This is a genomic window from Curtobacterium flaccumfaciens (genome assembly GCF_051548005.1).
Taxonomy (GTDB): domain Bacteria; phylum Actinomycetota; class Actinomycetes; order Actinomycetales; family Microbacteriaceae; genus Curtobacterium.
Window position 1 is genome coordinate 30,163 of sequence record NZ_JBPUGH010000001.1, and the last position, 18,878, is coordinate 49,040.

Consider the following 18,878-nt stretch of genomic DNA (forward strand, 5'->3'; position numbering starts at 1 on the left):
GTGGCGGGGGCTCGGACCGAACCGTTACCGAACGGTGTCGAGCCCCCGATCGGGGGGTGCGGTCAGCGGGGTCAGTTGCCGTCCTGCGGGCCCTGGCTGGGGTTGATGCCGTCGGTCGGGTCGGTGGTCGGCTCCTGCGTCGGCTGCGTCCACGTCGCGGTCTTGGACGACGACGTCGGCGAGGTCAGGTCGCCGCAGCTCACGGTGTACGAGAACGAGACAGTCCCGGGGTCGGTGGCCTGCACGTCGACCGAGGTGTTGGTGGTCGTCCCCGAGTTCTTGCCGTCCGGGTCCGTACCGTTCGAGATCGTGTAGTTGTAGCCGGTCAGCGAGTACCCGGCCGGGCACGAGTCGTACGCCTGCCAGGTGAAGGTCACCTTCCCGGTGTCCGAGACCGTCCCGGCCTGCGGCTCAGCGGGCGGCGACGACACGGTCGGCTGGTCGGTGTAGGCCTTGATCGTCACCGCCGAGCCCACTTCGAGGCTCCCGGTCGGACTGATCGACTGCACGGTCCCGACCTGGTCGCTCGACTTGGCCGGGTCGCCGTCCACGATGTCCGCGGCGAGTCCGAGCGCGGTGAGCCGGGCGCGGGCGTCGGTCGCCTGCATCCCCGCGTAGTCGTCCGCGTTCACGAACACCCGTTCGGGCGTCGGTGTCGGGGTCGGGGTGTTCGCCGGGCGCGTCGCGGTCGTCCTCGACGCACTCGGTTCGGGCGAGCTGGAGGCGCCGCCCAGCGCGATGGCCGCGATCACGCCACCGATCGCGAGGAGGACGACGATGCCGACGACCCACCAGATCCAGGTGCGTTTCTTCTCGGGCTCGTCGTCCGCGGTCGCCGGCGATGCGGGCGTACGGGGGCCGCCGACCGATGCTCCTGCGGAGGTCCCGATGAGGGCGGTCGCGGCGTCGTCACCCTGCTGTCGGGGCGGGTTGAACGCGACGGTCCCGGCCTCGGCGAGCATCGGCACGGCGACGGTCGCCGCAGCAACGTCCCCGCGACGGAGGGCCTGCGCGGCGCGGGCGAGGTTCGCCGCGGTCGCAGGACGATCGGCGGGCTTCTTCGCGATGCAGGACATCACGAGCGCGGCGACCGGCTCGGGGACGTCGGACGGCAGGGCCGGGGGCTGCTCGTTGATGTGGGCCATCGCGATCGCGACCTGCGACTCACCCGTGAACGGCCGGCGGCCCGCCAGGCACTCGTACGCGACGATGCCGAGCGAGTAGATGTCGGTCGAGGGCGACGCCGGGTGACCGCTCGCCTGCTCCGGGGAGAGGTACTGCACCGTGCCCATGACCTGACCGGTCGCGGTGAGCGGGACCTGGTCGGCGATGCGGGCGATGCCGAAGTCGGTGATCTTCACGCGGCCGTCCGGCGTGATGAGCAGGTTGCCGGGCTTGATGTCGCGGTGCACCAGCCCGACCGCGTGGGCGGCCTGCAGGGCGTTGGCGGTCTGGGCGACGATGTCGAGCACCTTGTCGACCGGGAGCGTGTGCTCCCGCTCGATCATCGTGGAGAGTGCCTCGCCGGGGACGAGCTCCATCACGAGGTAGGCGCTGCCGTCCTCCTCGCCGTAGTCGAAGACGTTCGCGATGCCCTCGTGGTTGACGAGCGCCGCGTGGCGGGCCTCGGCGCGGAAGCGCTCGAGGAACCCGGGGTCGCCGAGGTACTCGTCCTTGAGGATCTTGAGCGCGACGGTGCGGCCGATGACCAGGTCGGTCGCCTGCCACACCTCTCCCATGCCGCCGATCGCGACGCGGGATGAGAGCTGGTACCGCCCACCGAAGGTGAGCCCGCTGGTGGGTCTCATTTGTTCAGCACCGCCTCCATGACCTTCTTCGCGACCGGAGCCGCGACCGTGTTGCCGACCCCGGACTGCCCGAGTCCGCCGCCGTTGCCGACGACGACCGCGACGGCGACCTCCGGGTCGTTCGCCGGAGCGAAGCCCGTGAACCAGAGTGTGTAGGGATCGCCCGGTCCGTTCTCGGCGGTGCCGGTCTTGCCGGCGACGTCGACCCCGTCGATCTTCGCATTGGTCCCGGTCCCGGCGCTGACGACGCTCTGCATCGCTTCGGTCAGGTCCGACGACTCGGACGAGGACAGCGGGCTGCTGAACTCCTTCGGCGAGAACGACTCGACCGTCTTGAGGTCACTCGTCGTGATCGAGTCGATCAGGGTCGGTTGCATCACCGTACCGCCGTTCGCGATGCCGGCCGACACCATCGCCATCTGGAGTGGGGTCACGCGGACGCTCGCCTGGCCGAACGCGCTGAGCATGAGCTGGGCCGTGTCGTCGCTGACGTCGGGGTACTGGCTCGCCGTGGCCTTCATCGGGACCTCGATCTGGTCTCCGAAGCCGTACTTGTCCGCCATGCTCTTGATCGCGTCGTAGCCCAGCTTCTGGCCGAGTTCGGCGAACGGGATGTTGCACGAGTACTGGATGGCGGTGCGGAGCTTCACCTTGTCGCCGCCACCGCAGGACCCGCCCTCGGCGTTGTTGATGTACGTGCTCGTGCCCGGCAGCTGCAGTCGCGACGGGTTCGGGAAGGTCGAGTCGAGGTTGTACTTGCCGCCCTCGAGCGCCGCCGACGCGACGATGAGCTTGAACACGGAACCCGGCGTGTAGAGGTCACCGGCGATCGCCCGGTTCTTCAGCGGCTGCCCGGCTGCCTGCTCGAGCTGCTTGTACTTCGCGACGACGTCGGCCGTGTCGTGCGAGGTCAGGACGTTCGGGTCGTACGACTCCTTCGACACCATCGCGAGGATCTTGCCGGTCTTCGGCTGGATCGCCACGACGGCACCGGTGTTCGTGCCCAGCGCGTCGTACGCGGCCTTCTGCACGTCCGGGTCGATCGTCAGGTTGACGTTGTCGCCCTGGACGTCCTGGCCGGTGAGGATCGCGTTGAGGTTCTGGAAGAACGAGGCGTCGGAGTTGCCGGACAGCACGCTGTTCTCCGCGCTCTCGATCCCGGCGTTGCCCTGGCCGATGGTGAAGTAGCCGGTCACGGCGGAGTAGAGGTCGCCGTTCGTGTACTTGCGCTGGTACTGGTACTGGTCGTCCGACGGGGACGACTCCGCGATCGGGCTGCCGTCGACGAGGATGGCGCCACGCTTCGTGGAGTAGCTGGCCAGGATCGTGCGGGAGTTCCGCGGGTCGGCGCGGAGCTGCTCGGCAGAGAAGAACTGGATCGACGTCGTCGACACGAAGAGCGCCACGAACATGAGCACGATGACGGTGGACACGCCACGGAGTTGTCGGTTCACCGGGCACGCTCCTTCCTGGTCGCCCCTCGTCCGCGCGCAGCGGGGATCGACCCCTGCTGCACACGCTGTTCCGCCGGGATCGAATCGGTCAGGCGCAGCAGCATCGCCGCGATGATCCAGTTCGCGATCAGGGAGGACCCGCCGGCGGCCATGAACGGCGTCGTCAGGCCGGTCACCGGGATGACGCGGGTGATGCCGCCGACGACGACGAACACCTGCAGGGCGATCGTGAAGCCGAAGCCGACACCGAGGAGCTTGCCGAAGTCGTCCTGCGCCATGAAGCCGACCCGGATGCCACGCGAGGCGAAGATGATGAAGAGCGCCAGGATCGCGAAGACGCCGATGAGCCCGAGCTCCTCGCCGAGCGAGGCGATGATGTAGTCGGCGTTCGCGACCGGGGTGATGTACGGCCGCCCCTGGCCGAGCCCGGTGCCCGTGATCCCGCCGTTCGCGAACCCGAAGAGGCCCTGCACGAGTTGGTAGCTGGCCTGGGTCTTCGCGTTGTAGATCGCGTTGTCGAACGGGTTCAGCCACTGCTCGAACCGACCGTGCACGTACACGAGGACCGACTGGGCGACGAGGGCGCCGCCGACGAAGAGGACGAGTCCGATGAGGACCCAGCTGAGCCGTGCCGTCGCGACGTAGATCATCACGAGGAAGAGCCCGAAGTAGAGCAGGGCGGTGCCGAGGTCGCGCTGGAACACCAGGACGCTCATCGCCGCGGCCCAGATGATGAGGATCGGCCCCAGGTCGCGGGCACGCGGCAGGGTCATGCCGAGGACCTTGCGCCCGACGATCGACAGGGAGTCCCGAGCGGTCACGAGGTACCCGGCGAAGAACAGCGCCATCGTGATCTTGGCGAGCTCGCCCGGCTGGAACGAGAACGGACCCAGGCGGATCCAGACGCGTGCACCGCCGGGCGCGTAGCCGATCACCGGCAGCATCGGCAGCAGGAGGAGCACGATCGTCAACAGCATGAAGATGTAGCGGTACCGCTGCAGGAACCGGTGGTTCCGGACGACGACCAGCACGATGATCGCGACGGCCATCGCCAGGATCGTCCAGACGATCTGCTTGACGCCGATCGCCGCCCAACCGAAGTGGTTGTCGTGGATGTCGATGCGGTAGATCTCGGCGATGCCGATGCCGTTCAGCGCCAGTGCCACCGGCAGGATGAACGGGTCGGCGTTCTTCGCGACGACGCGCAGCACGACGTGCATGATGAGCGCCAGACCGAGGATCGTCGCGCCGATCCAGAACACCGAGGTGTCGAAGATCCGCCCCTTGGTGCCGAGCTGGACGAGCACCATCGCACCGGCGCAGATGCCGCAGGCGATGACGAGCAGCACGAGCTCGAGGTTCCGGGCCCGCGCGGGTTCGCGCAGCTTGATCGTGATCGCCTGCGTGAACGACTGGGCGGTCGCGTTGCTCATCGCTTCTTCCCGGGTGTGGACGACGGCGTCGGGGAGCTGGTCGCGGACGGCGTCGCGGACGGTGACGAACCGCCGGTGCCGGCCTGGTCCTGCCCCGTCTCCGCTGCCTTGCGGAGGCGGTCCACGATGTCGCGGGCGTCGGACAGCGATTGCGCGTTGATCGTCGACCGGACGTTCTCGCGCGTGTACTCGGGCAGCCCGCTCACGCGGATGTCGCTGTCCTCGTAGACGTCCGAGAGCGCGATCGGCCCGATCGACTGCTGTACGCCCTTGTAGATCGCGACGGTGCCGCGGTCGGAGCCGACGTAGTAGTGGTCCTGCGTGATGCGCCACCCGAGGAACACCGCGCCGACGAGGGCTGCGATCGCGACGACGAGCGCGATGCTCCACGCGACGCGTCGGCGGACGCGCCGACGGCGGTCCTCAGCGATGAGCTCGGCGAAGAACTGGTCCGACTCGGGCTCGAAGTGGGAGTCCTCCGGAGCCGTGGTGACCTTGAGCGGGTGCAGCAGGATGGTGGGGAGGCGGATCGGCTTGCGGCCGGTCGAGGCCTCGAACGTCAGCGGCGCCGCGGCCGAGCCGACCGTGGTCGCGGCGTCGTCCTCGTCGACGACGTCGGCGTCGGTGACGTCCATCACGACGACGGTCACGTTGTCCGGGGCACCGTGGTCCAGCGTCTCCTTGACCAGCCGCTGGGTGGCCTGGTTCGCGTCCATGTTCGACGCGAGCGCGTGCCGGATCCGCTCCTCGGCGAGGTACGAGGACAGGCCGTCGGAGCAGAGCAGCCAGCGGTCACCCGGCTGGATGTCCATCACCGCGGTGTCGACCTCGGGTGCCGCGTCGACGTCGCCGAGGACCCGCATGAGCACCGAACGGCGAGGGTGGACGGCGGCTTCCTCCGGGGTGATGCGGCCGCTGTCGACGAGCCGCTGCACGAAGGTGTGGTCGGACGTGATCTGCTGCAGCTCGCCGTCGCGGTAGCGGTAGATGCGGGAGTCGCCGATGTGCGCGATCGCGATCTGGTCGCCGACCCGGATGAGCGCGGACACGGTGGTGCCCATGCCGGTGAGCTCCTGGTGCTCGAACACCGTCTCGGTGATGAGCTGGTTCGCCGCGATGAGCGCCGACTGCAGGGCGAACTCGGCGTCGTGGGCCGACGGGAACTCGCGGTCGACCTCACGGATGCGACGGATCGCGATCGCCGAGGCGACGTCGCCGCCGGCGTGCCCGCCCATGCCGTCCGCCACCGCGAACAGGTGTGCCCCGGCGTAGCCGGAGTCCTGGTTGTTCGCGCGGATGCGCCCCACGTGGGACACAGCGGCGCTCAGCGTCCGTGCCGTCATCCGCGCCTACCGCCGCAGCTCGAAGGTCGTCGTCCCGATCGTGATGGGCGTCCCCTCGGCGACGAGCACCGGGGAGGTCACCTTCTGACCGTTGACGAAGGTGCCGTTGGTGGACTCGAGGTCGGTGACGACCCAGCCCTCGGCACGCAGATCGAGTCGGGCGTGGTTGGTGGACGTGTAGTCGTCGCGGATGACGACGTTGGACTCGCCGGAACGGCCGATGGTGATCGGACCGCCGCCGAGGGGCATCTCCATGCCCTCCCGCGAGCCCTCGGTGATGACCAGGCGCGTGGCGACCGACGTGTTCGGCGCGCTGCCGCCGCCCTGGTTGATGAGTTCGGTGAACGCACCGCCCGACGCCGGCGCGGTCGCCGCCGCAGTGGGGATCGACGGGGTCGTCGGGCCGGACGGACCGGCCTTCGGGTCGGTGGGGATCGTGCGGACGCGCTGGCCGAACAGGTCGCTCCGCAGGGCGAAGACGATCACGAACACGAACAGCCACAGCACCGCGAGGAACGCGAAGCGCAGGACGAGCAGGGTCAGCCCCGTGGTCATCGAGCACCTCCTTCGTTCTCCGGGATCACCCGGAACACCATACGGGTACGACCGATCTCGATGGTGGAGTCCGGCTCCACGATCGCCTGCTGGAAGCGCTCGCCGTTCAGTTTCGACCCGTTCGTGGACCCGAGGTCGTTGGCCTGGGCGTGCTTGCCGTCCCAGATCACCTCGACGTGCTTGCGGCTCGTGCCGGTGTCGGCGACGGTGATGTCGGCGTCGGATCCGCGTCCGATGACGGTGCGGCCACGCTGCAGCTTGTGGCGCTGCGAGCCGATGTCGAGGACCGCGACCCAGGCGACGTCGCGCTGGACGGTCGAGGAGTCGATCTGCAGGATCCCGGTGGACAGCGTGCCGTCCTGCTTGAGCGAGATGCTGACCGGGCCGGAGAAGGAGTAGTTCTGCGCGACCGCGTGCTGCTGGACCATCTGCCGCAGTTCGTCGATGAGCGGCTGCCCGATGTCCGTCATGCGCGTGCAGTCCGGCGGGGCGAGGCGGACGGTGAACTCGTTCGGGACGAGGATGCGCTCGCGTGAGACGACCGCGGCCTTCGTGTCGAGCTCGCGTCGGAGAGCGCTCGAGATCTCGACGGGCTGTACGCCGGAGCGGAAGGTCTTGGCGAACGCGCCGTTCACGGCGCGCTCCAATCCCCGCTCGAAGCTGTCCAACAGGCCCATGGGTCTCCAGTGTTCTCGGTCAGGGACCCCTGCATGGTAGTGGCTGGCACCTGGGGCCGTCTGTGCATGGTAGTGTTCTGGGGCTGGCGCGAGTGGCGGAATTGGTAGACGCGCACGGTTCAGGTCCGTGTGCTGGAAACGGCGTGGGGGTTCAAGTCCCCCCTCGCGCACCAGACAGGCAACAGGCCCCCGGAGGAATCCGGGGGCCTGTTCGCGTTCCGCCCGCGTCCGCCCAGGCGAGACCCGGCGCCCGGCCTGGAGGCACGGTTCGGCCCCGGCTCGTCGGTCGCGTCGTCCGCGGCGCACCCCGGTGCGTCCGACCGCCGCGCTACCGTGGCGGCGTGGAGACCCCGATGACGAACGCACGCCCCGGCGAGACGGTCCCGGACGACCGGGGTCGCACCGGCCTCGACGCCGTCGGCCGTGACCTCGACCGCAACCCGGACGTGGTCGTCCACGACGTGGAGGTGGTCTCGAACGGCTGGCACGTGCTCCGGCGGACGACGCTCGACGTCCGGCGGCGCGACGGCCGGTGGGACCGCCAACAGCGCGAGACCTACGACCGGGGGAACGGCGCCACGGTGCTGCCGCACGACCCGGAGCGCGACACCGTCCTGCTCACCCGGCAGTTCCGCTGGCCGGCGTACGTCAACGGCCACCCGGACGGCATGCTCGTGGAGGCCGCGGCGGGACTGCTCGACGAGGACGACCCGGAGACGGCGGTCCGGCGTGAGGCAGCGGAGGAGCTCGGCATCCGACTCGGGGCGTTGACGAAGGTGTTCGACGCGTTCATGAGTCCCGGGTCCGTCACCGAGCGGGTGCACGGGTACGTCGGGGCCTACACGCCAGCGGACCGGGTGGAGGACGGCGGCGGCGTCGAGGACGAGGGCGAGGACATCGAGGTGCTCGAGCTCCCGGTGGACGACGCGCTCGCGATGGTCGACGACGGGCGGATCTCCGACGGCAAGACGATCATGCTGCTGCAGTGGCTCGCCCTCCACCGGAGCGCTCGGGGCTGACGCGACCGGACGTCAGGCGCTGGCGCGCCACACCACCTCGGTGGGCAGGATGAGCCCGTGCGGACCCTCGTCGGACCCGGCGATCTGCGCGAGCACCTGGCGCGCCGCGTGCTCGCCGAGGGTCTTGGCCGGCTGCCGGACCGTCGAGAGCGGCGGGTCGCAGCGGAGTGCCCAGGCACTGTCGTCGAAGCCCACCACGCCGACGTCGCCGGGGACGGACCGACCGGCGCGCTGCAGGACGTCCATCGCCCCCGCCGCGACCGCGTCCGACGCCGCGAAGACCCCGTCGATGTCCGGCGCACGGTCGAGGAGTTCGCGCATGCCCTCGACGCCGGCCGTGTAGCTGAAGAGCGGGTTCGGGGCCACGAGCAGCGGGTCGAAGCGGTCGCCGAGCGCGGCCTCGAAGCCCGCGAGGCGGTCCTGCCCGGAGTCGCGGTCGAGTCCCGAGGCGAGCATGCCGATCCGCTGCCGTCCGGTCTCGACGAGTCGACTCGTGATCTCGTACGCCGCGGCGCGGTTGTCGATCGCGATGTACGAGGTGTTCGGCGCGTCCGACGGGTGCCCGACGAAGCACGCGGGCAGTCCGATCTCCTCGATCGCACGCGTGACGGCGTCGCCGTCGCGGGCGGACAGCACGATCGCGCCGTCGACGAACCCGCCGCGGAGGTACTCGACCACGCGCTCGTTGTCCCGCGCGGAGTCGACCATGATCGTCACGAGCTGTTGGTCGGCCTCGGACAGCACGGTGTTCGTGCCGATGAGGATGTTCCCGATGTTCGGGTCGTCGAGCACCTGGACCGAGGGCTCGTGGACGATGAGCGCGATCGCGCCGGACCGCCGGGTGACCAGGCTGCGAGCTGCGGCGCTCCGGACGTAGCCGACGCGACGGACGGCTTCCTGCACGGCCTCGCGGGCCTTCGGGGAGACGTACGGCTCGTCGTTGAGGACCCGGGAGACGGTGCCGCGCGAGAGGCCGGCTTCGTCCGCGACGTCCTGGATCGTGGCGCGGGAACGGGCGGCACGGACGTCGGACATGCGGCAAGCGTATCCGCACGACAGGGCGGGGACCGAGCGGCGCGTGTTGACATCCGCCGCGTGCTGGTGTTCACTCTGGGAGCGCTCCCAGAACACCCGGACCCGATCGTCTGCCGTTGACTGGGAGCGCTCCCAGAATCCTGGGTTGGCCTTCGCCGTCGAAGGGGTCGCACGCGACCGACGGCAGGGCCGCCCCGACCAGCGAGGACTCCCGTGACCACCACCACCCAGCCGACCGTCGCCACCGGTGCGCTCGGGCTCGGCTCGACCGGCCTGGCGTTCGGGTGCGACTACAACCCCGAGCAGTGGGACCCCGAGGTCTGGGTCGAGGACGTCCGGCTCATGCGCGAGGCCGGCGTGAACCTCGTCGCGATCAACGTCTTCGGCTGGTCGCACGTCGAGCCGCGCCAGGGCGAGTACGACTTCAGCGCACTCGACCGCGTCATCGAGCTCCTGCACGACGCCGGCATCGGGGTCGACCTCGGCACCGGCACCGCCTCCACCCCGCCGTGGCTCACGACCGCGCACCCCGAGGTCCTGCCGGTCGTGGCCGACGGCACCACCCGCTGGCCCGGTGGACGCCAGGCGTTCTGCCCGAGCTCCCCGGTCTACCGCGAGCACGCCCTCGCCCTCGTCCGTGCCACCGCCGAGCGCTACGGCGACCACCCCGCAGTGCAGCTGTGGCACGTCTCGAACGAGCTCGGCTGCCACAACGCCCACTGCTACTGCGACGTCTCCGCCGAGGCCTTCCGGAACTGGCTCCGGGCCCGCTACGGCACGGTCGAGGAGCTCAACGCCGCGTGGGGCACCGCGTTCTGGAGCCAGCGCTACTCCGCGTGGGAGCAGGTCCTCCCGCCCCGCGCCACGCTCTCCTCCACCAACCCCGGCCAGACGCTCGACTTCGACCGGTTCTCGTCCGACGAGCTGCTCGCGCACCACCGCGCCGAGGCCGAGGTCCTGCGCAGCCTGAGCGACAAGCCCGTCACCACGAACTTCATGGTCGCCGCGCACATCACCGCGATGGACTACTGGACGTGGACGGACGACATGGACGTCATCGCGAACGACCACTACCTCGACCACCGCCTGCCCCGGCCGCACGTCGAGCTCGCGTTCGCCGCCGACACCACGCGCGGGCTCGCCGGCGGCGCCCCGTGGCTCCTCATGGAGCACTCGACGGGTGCCGTGAACTGGCAGCCGCACAACGTCGCGAAGGCCCCGGGCGAGATGCTCCGGAACACCGCGGCGCACATCGCCCGCGGGGCCGACGGGGTCTGCTTCTTCCAGTGGCGCGCATCCGTGCAGGGCAGCGAGAAGTTCCACTCCGCGCTGCTCCCGCACGCCGGTACCGAGTCCCGGACCTGGCGCGACGTCGTCGAGCTGGGCGCACTGGTCGAACGCCTCGGTGAGCTCCGGGGGTCCCGGGTCACCGCGGACGTCGCGATCGTCTTCAGCTGGGAGAACCAGTGGGCGGCCGACCTCGAGGCCCACCCCACGACCGCGCTCACGTACCTCGAGCAGGTCCACGCGTTCCACGGCGCGCTGTGGGACCTGGGCGTCACGGTCGACGTCGTCGCCCCCGGTGCGCCGCTCGACGGGTACGCGGTCGTCGTCGTCCCCGAGCTGTACCTCGTCCGCGACGAACACGCCGCGGTGATCGCCGACCTCGTCGCCGCCGGCGGCAGCGCGGTCGTCACCTTCTTCAGCGGCATCGTCGACGAGCGCGACCGGGTCCGCACCGGCGGGTACCCGGGGGCCTTCCGCGACCTGCTCGGCGTCCGGGTCGACGAGTTCCTCCCGCTCGCCGCCGACCAGACCCTCGCGCTCTCCGACGGCACCCGCGCACACACCTGGTCCGAACCGGTGGAGCTCCGCGGCGCCGAGGCCGTGACGCACTACGCCGAGGGGCCGCTCGACGGCTGCCCGGCGGTCACCCGCAACGCGCACGGCACCGGCAGCGCCTGGTACGTGTCGACCGTCCTCGAGGACGCCGCTCGGACCGACCTGCTCCGCCGGGTGCTCGACGAGGCCGGGGTCACCCCGGACCCCGCCGCCCAGCCGGGCCTCGAGGTCGTCCGACGCCGCGACGACCAGCACGAGTGGGTGTTCCTCCTCAACCACTCCGACCGGGCGGTCGACCACCACGAGGCGGGCCACGAGCTCGTCGCCGACCGCGCCGTGGCCGGCACCACGACCATCGCCCCCGGTGGCACCCAGATCATCCGCACGGACAGGAAGCCCTCATGACCACCACAGCCCAGCGACCCCGGGTCGCCCGACGTCGACGCGGCGGGGGCTTCCGGTACCGCCGCGCGATCGCGGTGTTCGTCACGCCGTTCGCGGTGCTCTTCACCGCGTTCTACCTCGTCCCGATCCTCTACGCGGTGTGGCAGTCGCTGCTGAAGATCGAGCGCCAGGGCACGTTCGGTGCTCCGACGCAGGTGTTCGGCGGCCTCAGCCAGTACGTGCTCGTGTTCCAGAACAGCGAGTTCTGGGGCTCGGTCCTCCGCGTGCTGCTGTTCGGCGTCGCGCAGGTGCCCGTGATGCTCGCGCTCGCCCTGGTCTTCGCGCTCCTGCTCGACTCCCCGCTCCTGCGCGGCAAGCGGTTCTTCCGCCTGGCGTTCTTCGCGCCGTACGCCGTCCCCGGGGTCATCGCGGCGATCATGTGGGGCTACCTCTACGCGCCGGACCTCTCGCCGTTCTCCGCCGTCACGTCGAAGGTCGACCTGCTCGGCTCCGGCACCGTCCTCTGGGCCGTCGCGAACGTCGTCACGTGGGTCTACGTCGGCTACAACATGCTGATCATCTACTCGTCGCTCCTCGCGATCCCGACCGAGATCTACGAGGCCGCGAAGCTCGACGGCGCCTCGCAGCTCCGCATCGCGCTCTCGATCAAGATCCCGATGGTGATCCCGGCGATCGTCCTCACCGCGGTGTTCTCGATCATCGGTACCCTCCAGCTCCTCACCGAGCCCACCGTGTTCCGGCAGTTCACCTCGACGATCTCGTCGACCTTCACGCCGAACATGCTCGTCTACTCGACCTCCTCGGTGCCGAACTTCAACCTCGCCGCGGCGTTCTCGGTCGTCCTCGCCGTCGCCACGTTCGTCCTGTCGATCGGGTTCCTCCGACTGACCCAGCGGAAGGCCGCCCAGTGACCGTCAACGCACCCTCCCGACGCGACCTCGTGGCGGACGCAGGCCGACCGCTCGAGCCGAACCGTGCCTCCCGGCCGCACCAGCGCGGAGCGCGGGGACCGCGTGAGAGCGTCATCTCGCGCGGCGCGGCGATGCTCGTCATGGGCGTCTTCACCGTCTACTTCCTGCTGCCGATCTTCTGGCTGCTGGTCTCCTCGACCAAGACCACCGCGAACTTCAACACGACGTTCTCGCTGTGGTTCAGCGCCTCGTCGGTGCAGGACTTCCTCGGCAACCTCGGCAAGCTGTTCACGTACCAGGACGGCGTCTACGTGCGGTGGATGCTCAACAGCATCGCCTACGCCGGCGTCGCCGGGCTCATCGGCACGGTGCTCTCCGCGATGTGCGGGTACGCACTCGCGAAGTACCGGTTCCGCGGCCGCGAGGCCCTGTTCAACGTGTTCCTCGGCGGTGTGCTCGTGCCGGCGACGGCGTTGGCGCTCCCGCTGTTCCTCATCTTCAGCCAGGTCGACCTGACCGACTCGTTCTGGTCGGTGTTCCTCCCGAGCATCGTCAGCCCGTTCGGCGTGTACCTGTCGCGGCTGTTCGCGGCGTCGAGCGTGCCGGACGAGATCATCGAGGCCGCCCGTATCGACGGCTCCGGCGAGGTCCGCACGTTCTTCACCGTGGCCGTGCGGCTCATGTCGCCCGCGCTCGTGACGATCTTCCTGTTCCAGTTCGTCGCCATCTGGAACAACTTCTTCCTGCCGCTCGTGATGCTCCGCGACTCGTCGCTGTTCCCCGTCACCCTCGGCCTCTACACGTGGAACTCCAGCGTGAACCAGTACCCGGACCTGCGCACCCTCGTGCTCATCGGGTCGTTCGTCTCGATCATCCCGCTGCTCATCGCGTTCCTCTCCCTCCAGCGGTTCTGGCGGTCCGGCCTCGGCGCCGGCGGCCTGAAGTAGCCGCGTCCCCGACCCCGTCGCAGCTGCGATCCCCCAGCCGCAGCCGCGACGGCCTCCACCAGCACCACCGACCCTCCACCCACATCCGAACGGAAACAGCATGAAGACAACGAAGTTGCTCAGCGTCGCCGCCGTGGCGGTCGCCGCGACCGTGGCCCTCGCCGGCTGCAGCGCCGGCGGCAGCGGCTCCGGAAGCGGTTCCGACACCGCGGCCGCGAGCTGCAAGCCGTCGAGCGGTAAGGTCACGCTCGACTTCACCACCTGGGTCCCCAACATGGACAAGGTCGTGGCGATCTGGAACAAGGAGAACCCGGACATCCAGGTCAAGGTCTCCATCGTCGCGAACGGCAACAGCGGCACCTACCAGAACTTCTTCAACCAGCTGAAGGCCAAGCAGGCGCCGGACATCGGCCAGGTCGAGTACGACACGCTGCCGGCCTTCCGGGTGCAGGGCGGCCTCGAGGACATCGGCGCCTGCGCCGGCATCAGCGACGCGAAGAAGGACTTCTCCTCCGGTCTCTGGAACCAGGTGACCTTCGGCGAGTCGAAGTCGGTCTACGCCGTGCCGCAGGACTCCGGCCCGATGGCGCTCTACTACCGCAAGGACCTGTTCGAGAAGGCCGGCCTGTCCGTCCCCGAGACGTGGGAGGAGTACGCCGAGGACGCCGTGAAGATCAAGGCGATGGGCGGCAACATCACCAACTTCGCCAAGGGCGACGTCAACCAGTTCGCCGGGCTCGTCTCGCAGGCCGGCGGCCAGTGGTTCTCGAACTCCGGCTCGGACTGGAAGGTCGACCTGACGGACAGCGCGTCGAAGAAGGTCGCCGACTACTGGCAGGACCTCATCGACAAGAAGCTCGTCAACACGCTGCCGAGCTTCACCGACCAGTGGAACAACGCGTACGACAAGGGCCAGGACTGGACCTGGGTCTCGGCCGTCTGGGGTGCGAACACCATCTCGAGCGGTGCGCCCTCGACCTCGGGCAAGTGGGCCGTCGCGCCGATGCCGCAGTGGACCTCGGGTGAGACCAAGTCCGCTGCCTGGGGTGGCTCGTCCAACGTCGTCTTCACGGGCAGCAAGCACCCGGCCGAGGCGTCGAAGTTCCTCGTGTGGCTGAACACCTCGAAGGAGGCCCTCGCCGCCCTCAACAAGGAGGCCAACCTCTACCCGGCGTCCACCACCGGTGCCGACCTCCCCGCGCTGACCGAGGGGCTCCCCTTCTACGGCAACCAGAAGATCTACGAGGAGTTCGCGACCGCGGCGAAGGACATCCAGCCCTTCACCTGGGGTCCGACGATGACCCAGACCTACTCGGACGTGTCCGACGGGTTCGGCCAGGCGGCCTCCGGGAACGGCACGCTCCTCGAGGCGCTCCAGTCGGGGCAGTCCAAGACCGTCGCGGCGCTCAAGGCGCAGTCGATCCCGGTCAAGGGCTGACGCCCTGACGGACGGGTGGCGCTGACGCGCATCCGGACGGGAGGCACGGTGCCGGCTGGCACCGTGCCTCCCGTCCGTCGTGTGGTGACGGTGGGACCGTACCGCGGCAGTGGGCGGCGCGCTTCCGTCGCAAGCGTCGCCACTCTGCCGATCCGCGGGCTGGAATGGCGGACACTCATGCGCGCGGCATGCACCAGGAACGGGCAGGGTGGACGGATGGCGACCGACCGACGCGAGCGACGACTGCGCAACGTCCAGACCCTGGCACTGGTGGGTCTCTTGGTGGCCGTGGGGGCGCTGGCCGTCCTGTTGGTCGTCCTCGGGCTGCCCCAGCCGATCGCCATCCCGATCAGCCTGGTCGCGTACCTCGTCGGCTGGCGGCGCATCCTGGCCGCGGTCCGCCGTCGGCGGGAGCGGAACCGGGAGGGGGCCTGACGGTGCGCTAGGGTCGCGGCAGAGGGAAAACGTCCGTGGGCTCCGGCGCACGAGGCCACGCACGCGTCTCACGGGAGTCGCCACTTCTCACCGAAGGAGTGCACCCCGTGCCCAGCGACCTCATGCCCAGCGACCTCGTGCCCAGCGACCTCGTGCCCAGCGACCGACTCGTCCACCCGCCGTTCGACCCCGAGCTCGTCCCGTTCCTCGACGCGCTCGCCGCTCGCGGGCCGTTCACCGTGACGCCCGAGGCCCTGCCCCGGATGCGGCAGCTCGACGTCACCGAGGCCGAGCTCGACGCCCGGCTCGCCAGTCGCGGACTCGAACGACGCAGCATCACCGTGCCGGGACACCGCGGCGACCCGATCGACCTCGCGGTCGTCCAGCGCACCGGCCGCACCGGCACCGCACCGGTCGTGTACGCGATCCACGGCGGCGGTATGGTGTTCGGGCACCACCTCGGCAACCTCGACTCCTACGACCCGTGGCTCCTCGACCACCACGACGTCGTGCTCGTGAGCGTCGACTACCGCCTCGCGCCCGAGCACCCCGATCCGTACCCGGTCGAGGACTGCTACGCCGGACTGGTCTGGGTCGCGGAGCACGCCGACGAGCTCGGGGTCGACCCTGAGCGCATCCTCGTCGCCGGGCAGAGCGCCGGGGGCGGACTCGCGGCCGGGACGGTCCTCCTCGCCCGGGACCGACAGGGGCCGTCCGTGCTGGCGCAGGTGCTCGTCTCACCGATGCTCGACGACCGGGACGCCACGGTCTCGACCCGGCAGATAGACGGCGTCGGGGTCGCGGACCGGTCGCTGACCCGCTTCGGCTGGGACGCGTACCTGGGCGATCGTCGCGGAACCGACGACGTGTGGCAGTACGCCGCACCGGCTCGGGCGACGGACCTCACCGGGCTCCCGCCGACGTACCTCGACTGCGGCAGCGCGGAGGTGTTCCGCGACGAGACCGTGGCCTACGCGAGCGCGCTCTGGGTGGCGGGGGTCGACGCCGAGCTGCACGTCTGGCCCGGCGCGTTCCACGGCTTCACGAGCATGGTCCCGGAGGCGACGGTGTCCCGGCGCGCAGTCGCGGCGCTCGCCGACTGGACCGCGCGCGTCCTGGGCTGACGGAGCCGCGCACCGGACGGGAGGCGCTGGGCGGGCCCGACCCGTGCCTCCCGTCCGGCGTGTGGTCACGCTGCGCTCGCGCGCTTCGTGCGAGGTCGTCGACACGGTGCGGAACGACGACCTGCCACCGTGCGCCCCAGCTCGCACTGAGCGACGTCGGACGCGGCGCGCCCGTGCGACTCAGCCGCGCAGGGCCGCCGCGTCGAGGCCGACCGCGCGGGCGATGGTGCTCCGGACGAGGTCGTCGCGCGTCGAGCGGTCGAGGTAGTCGACGAGGGCGTAGCCGTTCGTGGCGTCGACGAGCGCGAACAGGAGGCGACCGACCGCCGACGGATCCTCGGCGCGCACCACTCCGGCTCGGACGCCGGCGGCGACGACGTCGGTCGCGAGCCGCTGCCACGCGTCCATGACGTCGCGTGCTGCGGCGGCGAGCACGTCGTTCGTGCGGCCGAGGCTCCAGGCATCGGCCCAGAGGACGGCCACGTCGTCGCGGGCGGGATCGGTCACGGCGGCCACGAGGACGGCCAGCTGTGCGACCGGGTCGGCCTCGTGGGCCACGAGTCGGGCGACCTCCGCGACCTCGGCGGACGCGATCGACCGGAACGTGTCACCGACGAGCTCCTCCATCGAAGGGCGGTAGTGCGCGACGAGCGACGGGGCGACGCCGACCGCCGCAGCGACCCCGCGCAGGGTGACCGCGGTCAGGCCGTCGGTGCGGGCGACCACGACGGCCGCCTCGGTGATCTGAGCCTCCCGCTCGGCGGGGCTGAGGCGCCGGCGGGTCGGTGGGGTCGGCACGCGCACAGCCTAGACGGCGGCCGGCCCGCTGCTGCGGGTCGGACCGATCGCGCCGGTGCGGTCGGTCGCGCTGGTGCTGCCGTCGACCACGAACGCGGCCCAGAGGTCCGCGCGGGTGGCGAAGGCGGAGAGGTCGCGGTCGAGCAGTCGCCCGGCGTGCTCCACCCGTGCGCGGGCGGTGTGCCGGTGGACGCCGAGGGCCTGCGCGGTGCGGTCGTACTCGCAGTTCTGTTCGAGCCACGTCCGGACGGTCCGGGTGAGCTCGGTGCCGGAGGCCCGGTCGTGGTCGAGCAGCGGGGCGAGGAACGCGCGCGCGACGGCACCGGCGTCGACGTCGACGTGGGCGAGGTGGGCGAGCACCCCCTCGCGGGCGAGGTCGCCGAACTCGGTGGTGCCGGGGCGTCCTTCGCGGCGGCGGTCGAGCGCCTGCACGGCCTCGGTGCGGGCGCGCCCGAAGTACCGGTAGGAGGCCCCGTCGGAGAGCCCCGCGTGCAGCTCGAACCGGTCGACGAGCTCCTCCACCACGGTCGTGTCCTCCGCGCCGACGCAGAGGAAGAGCGCGTCGTCGACGGCGAAGAACAGCCGGCCGGGACGCTCCTGGACCCAGAGCTCGAGCAGGTCGACGACCGCGTCGAGGTCCTGGTCCGCCACGTCGACGGCCGCAATCCGGACCGGCTCCGCGGGCAGTGGCCCCCAGACCTCACGCGAGGTCGAGTCCACCACGGCCGGGTCACCGACCGACAGCATGGTCAGGAGCCCGGTGCGCAGGAGCCCGCGGGCCCGGGCGAGCTCGCGGTTCTGCTGCAGGGCCAGCCCCGCGAGGGCGATGACGGCGGTGACGACCTCGCGCCCCGCCCGGTCGAGCGCCCCACCGTTCTGGATCGCCAGCACCCCGGCGAGGTGCCCGCCGCTGCCGAGCGTCTGGAGCGTGTACCCGGTGCGGTGCTCGGTGGTGACCGGGAGGCTCGCCCGCTGCCCCGCCCGGAGGAGTCGGAGCGTCTCGGACCGCAGCACGTCGAGGTCGGCATCCGGGACGGCACGGTCGGGGAACCCGCGGTCGAGTCGGCCCGTCAGGTCGAACAGCCCGACCCAGCCGTCGAGCTGCCGGGAGAGCTCGGCGATCGTCGCGCCGAGGCCGTCCGGTCGCATCGCCGCGAGCGAGATCGCCCGCTGTGCTGCGAGGGCCCAGGCGTTCCGGGCGTTCGCCTCGCGGGACACCGCGTCCGCGTTGGCCTGCGCGACGGCGATGAAGGACGTCTCGTACGGCACCTCGAAGAGCGGCAGCCCGAGGGCGTCGCAGGCATCGACGAGGGTCGCGGGGGTCCCGGCGCGGACGACCTCGGTCCCGAAGCCGAGTGCGACCACGCCGCGGTGCCGGAGACGTCCCACGTACGCCTCGGCCACGTCCGCGCTCACCTCGGCGTCCCCGAACTGCGTGCCGGTCGTGAGCAGGCCCTGCCCGTCGGCGAGGAACGGCGTCGGGTCCTCGAGGTCCGAGCTGTGCAGCCAGGACAGTGGCGAGTCCAGTGCCGGGGCGTCGTCGCTCGTGAGCAGCCGGAGCCGGAGGTCGGCGCGGTGCAGGAGGGAGCGCAGGGTGGCGGCCATGGTCGGATGCTATCCGCTGTGGCGAAGGGGAGCGGACCGGGTGTACGCC

At 70.7% G+C, this 18,878-nt stretch carries 16 protein-coding genes and 1 tRNA gene; 8 read left to right on the forward strand and 9 right to left on the reverse strand.

Annotated elements, in window-relative coordinates; genetic code table 11:
* Positions 1-71: 71 nt before the first annotated feature.
* From ACSW7Y_RS00155 to ACSW7Y_RS00180, 6 genes are read right to left on the reverse strand one after another with little or no spacing between them, the layout of a single operon-like run.
* Positions 72-1,808, reverse strand: a complete 1,737-nt coding sequence (locus tag ACSW7Y_RS00155; protein ID WP_438124339.1) for a protein kinase domain-containing protein — start codon at positions 1,806-1,808, stop codon at positions 72-74.
* Entirely contained in the window at positions 1,805-3,262 is a 1,458-nt protein-coding gene (locus tag ACSW7Y_RS00160; RefSeq protein ID WP_438124340.1) for a peptidoglycan D,D-transpeptidase FtsI family protein, read from the reverse strand. Before ACSW7Y_RS00160 ends, ACSW7Y_RS00155 begins: the two co-directional genes overlap by 4 nt.
* Positions 3,259-4,695 carry an FtsW/RodA/SpoVE family cell cycle protein gene (locus tag ACSW7Y_RS00165; RefSeq protein WP_438124341.1) on the reverse strand — a complete coding sequence of 479 codons (1,437 nt, stop codon included), beginning with the start codon at positions 4,693-4,695 and terminating at the stop codon, positions 3,259-3,261. Before ACSW7Y_RS00165 ends, ACSW7Y_RS00160 begins: the two co-directional genes overlap by 4 nt.
* Positions 4,692-6,038 carry a Stp1/IreP family PP2C-type Ser/Thr phosphatase gene (locus ACSW7Y_RS00170; protein ID WP_438124342.1) on the reverse strand — a complete coding sequence of 449 codons (1,347 nt, stop codon included), beginning with the start codon at positions 6,036-6,038 and terminating at the stop codon, positions 4,692-4,694. Before ACSW7Y_RS00170 ends, ACSW7Y_RS00165 begins: the two co-directional genes overlap by 4 nt.
* 6 nt (positions 6,039-6,044) lie before the next feature.
* Entirely contained in the window at positions 6,045-6,593 is a 549-nt protein-coding gene (locus ACSW7Y_RS00175; RefSeq protein ID WP_438124343.1) for an FHA domain-containing protein FhaB/FipA, read from the reverse strand.
* A complete protein-coding gene (locus ACSW7Y_RS00180; RefSeq protein WP_438124344.1) occupies positions 6,590-7,270 on the reverse strand; it encodes an FhaA domain-containing protein in 681 nt (226 codons plus the stop codon). The genes ACSW7Y_RS00175 and ACSW7Y_RS00180 overlap by 4 nt, the downstream gene beginning before the upstream one ends.
* An 86-nt stretch (positions 7,271-7,356) precedes the next feature.
* Here ACSW7Y_RS00180 and ACSW7Y_RS00185 point away from each other — a divergent pair.
* Positions 7,357-7,443: transfer RNA gene (locus ACSW7Y_RS00185), tRNA-Leu, on the forward strand.
* 168 nt (positions 7,444-7,611) lie between these two features.
* Positions 7,612-8,289 carry an NUDIX domain-containing protein gene (locus ACSW7Y_RS00190; RefSeq protein WP_438124345.1) on the forward strand — a complete coding sequence of 226 codons (678 nt, stop codon included), beginning with the start codon at positions 7,612-7,614 and terminating at the stop codon, positions 8,287-8,289.
* Positions 8,290-8,301: 12 nt separating this feature from the next.
* On the opposite strand, the gene ACSW7Y_RS00195 is transcribed toward ACSW7Y_RS00190, so the two are convergent.
* Complete coding sequence (locus ACSW7Y_RS00195; RefSeq protein WP_438124346.1) at positions 8,302-9,324, reverse strand: LacI family DNA-binding transcriptional regulator; 1,023 nt, start codon at positions 9,322-9,324, stop codon at positions 8,302-8,304.
* Positions 9,325-9,537: 213 nt separating this feature from the next.
* Here ACSW7Y_RS00195 and ACSW7Y_RS00200 point away from each other — a divergent pair, with 213 nt between their 5' ends.
* From ACSW7Y_RS00200 to ACSW7Y_RS00225, 6 genes are all read left to right on the forward strand, one after another.
* Complete coding sequence (locus ACSW7Y_RS00200) at positions 9,538-11,571, forward strand: beta-galactosidase (protein ID WP_438124347.1); 2,034 nt, start codon at positions 9,538-9,540, stop codon at positions 11,569-11,571.
* On the forward strand, positions 11,568-12,482 hold the full coding sequence (locus ACSW7Y_RS00205) for a carbohydrate ABC transporter permease (RefSeq protein ID WP_438124348.1): 915 nt from the start codon (positions 11,568-11,570) through the stop codon (positions 12,480-12,482). The genes ACSW7Y_RS00200 and ACSW7Y_RS00205 overlap by 4 nt, the downstream gene beginning before the upstream one ends.
* Positions 12,479-13,429, forward strand: coding sequence for a carbohydrate ABC transporter permease (locus ACSW7Y_RS00210; protein WP_438124349.1), 951 nt, complete (start codon positions 12,479-12,481; stop codon positions 13,427-13,429). The genes ACSW7Y_RS00205 and ACSW7Y_RS00210 overlap by 4 nt, the downstream gene beginning before the upstream one ends.
* A 100-nt stretch (positions 13,430-13,529) precedes the next feature.
* The gene (locus ACSW7Y_RS00215) at positions 13,530-14,867 is read left to right on the forward strand and encodes an ABC transporter substrate-binding protein (RefSeq protein ID WP_438124350.1); all 1,338 of its coding nucleotides are present in this window, start codon (positions 13,530-13,532) and stop codon (positions 14,865-14,867) included.
* 216 nt (positions 14,868-15,083) lie between these two features.
* On the forward strand, positions 15,084-15,302 hold the full coding sequence (locus tag ACSW7Y_RS00220; RefSeq protein WP_438124351.1) for a hypothetical protein: 219 nt from the start codon (positions 15,084-15,086) through the stop codon (positions 15,300-15,302).
* Positions 15,303-15,409: 107 nt separating this feature from the next.
* Positions 15,410-16,426, forward strand: coding sequence for an alpha/beta hydrolase (locus tag ACSW7Y_RS00225; protein ID WP_438124352.1), 1,017 nt, complete (start codon positions 15,410-15,412; stop codon positions 16,424-16,426).
* 180 nt (positions 16,427-16,606) lie between these two features.
* Here ACSW7Y_RS00225 and ACSW7Y_RS00230 read toward each other — a convergent pair whose 3' ends face one another.
* The gene (locus ACSW7Y_RS00230) at positions 16,607-17,224 is read right to left on the reverse strand and encodes a TetR/AcrR family transcriptional regulator (RefSeq protein WP_438124353.1); all 618 of its coding nucleotides are present in this window, start codon (positions 17,222-17,224) and stop codon (positions 16,607-16,609) included.
* A gap of 9 nt (positions 17,225-17,233) precedes the next feature.
* On the reverse strand, positions 17,234-18,829 hold the full coding sequence (locus ACSW7Y_RS00235) for a PucR family transcriptional regulator (protein WP_438124354.1): 1,596 nt from the start codon (positions 18,827-18,829) through the stop codon (positions 17,234-17,236).
* Positions 18,830-18,878: the final 49 nt, after the last annotated feature.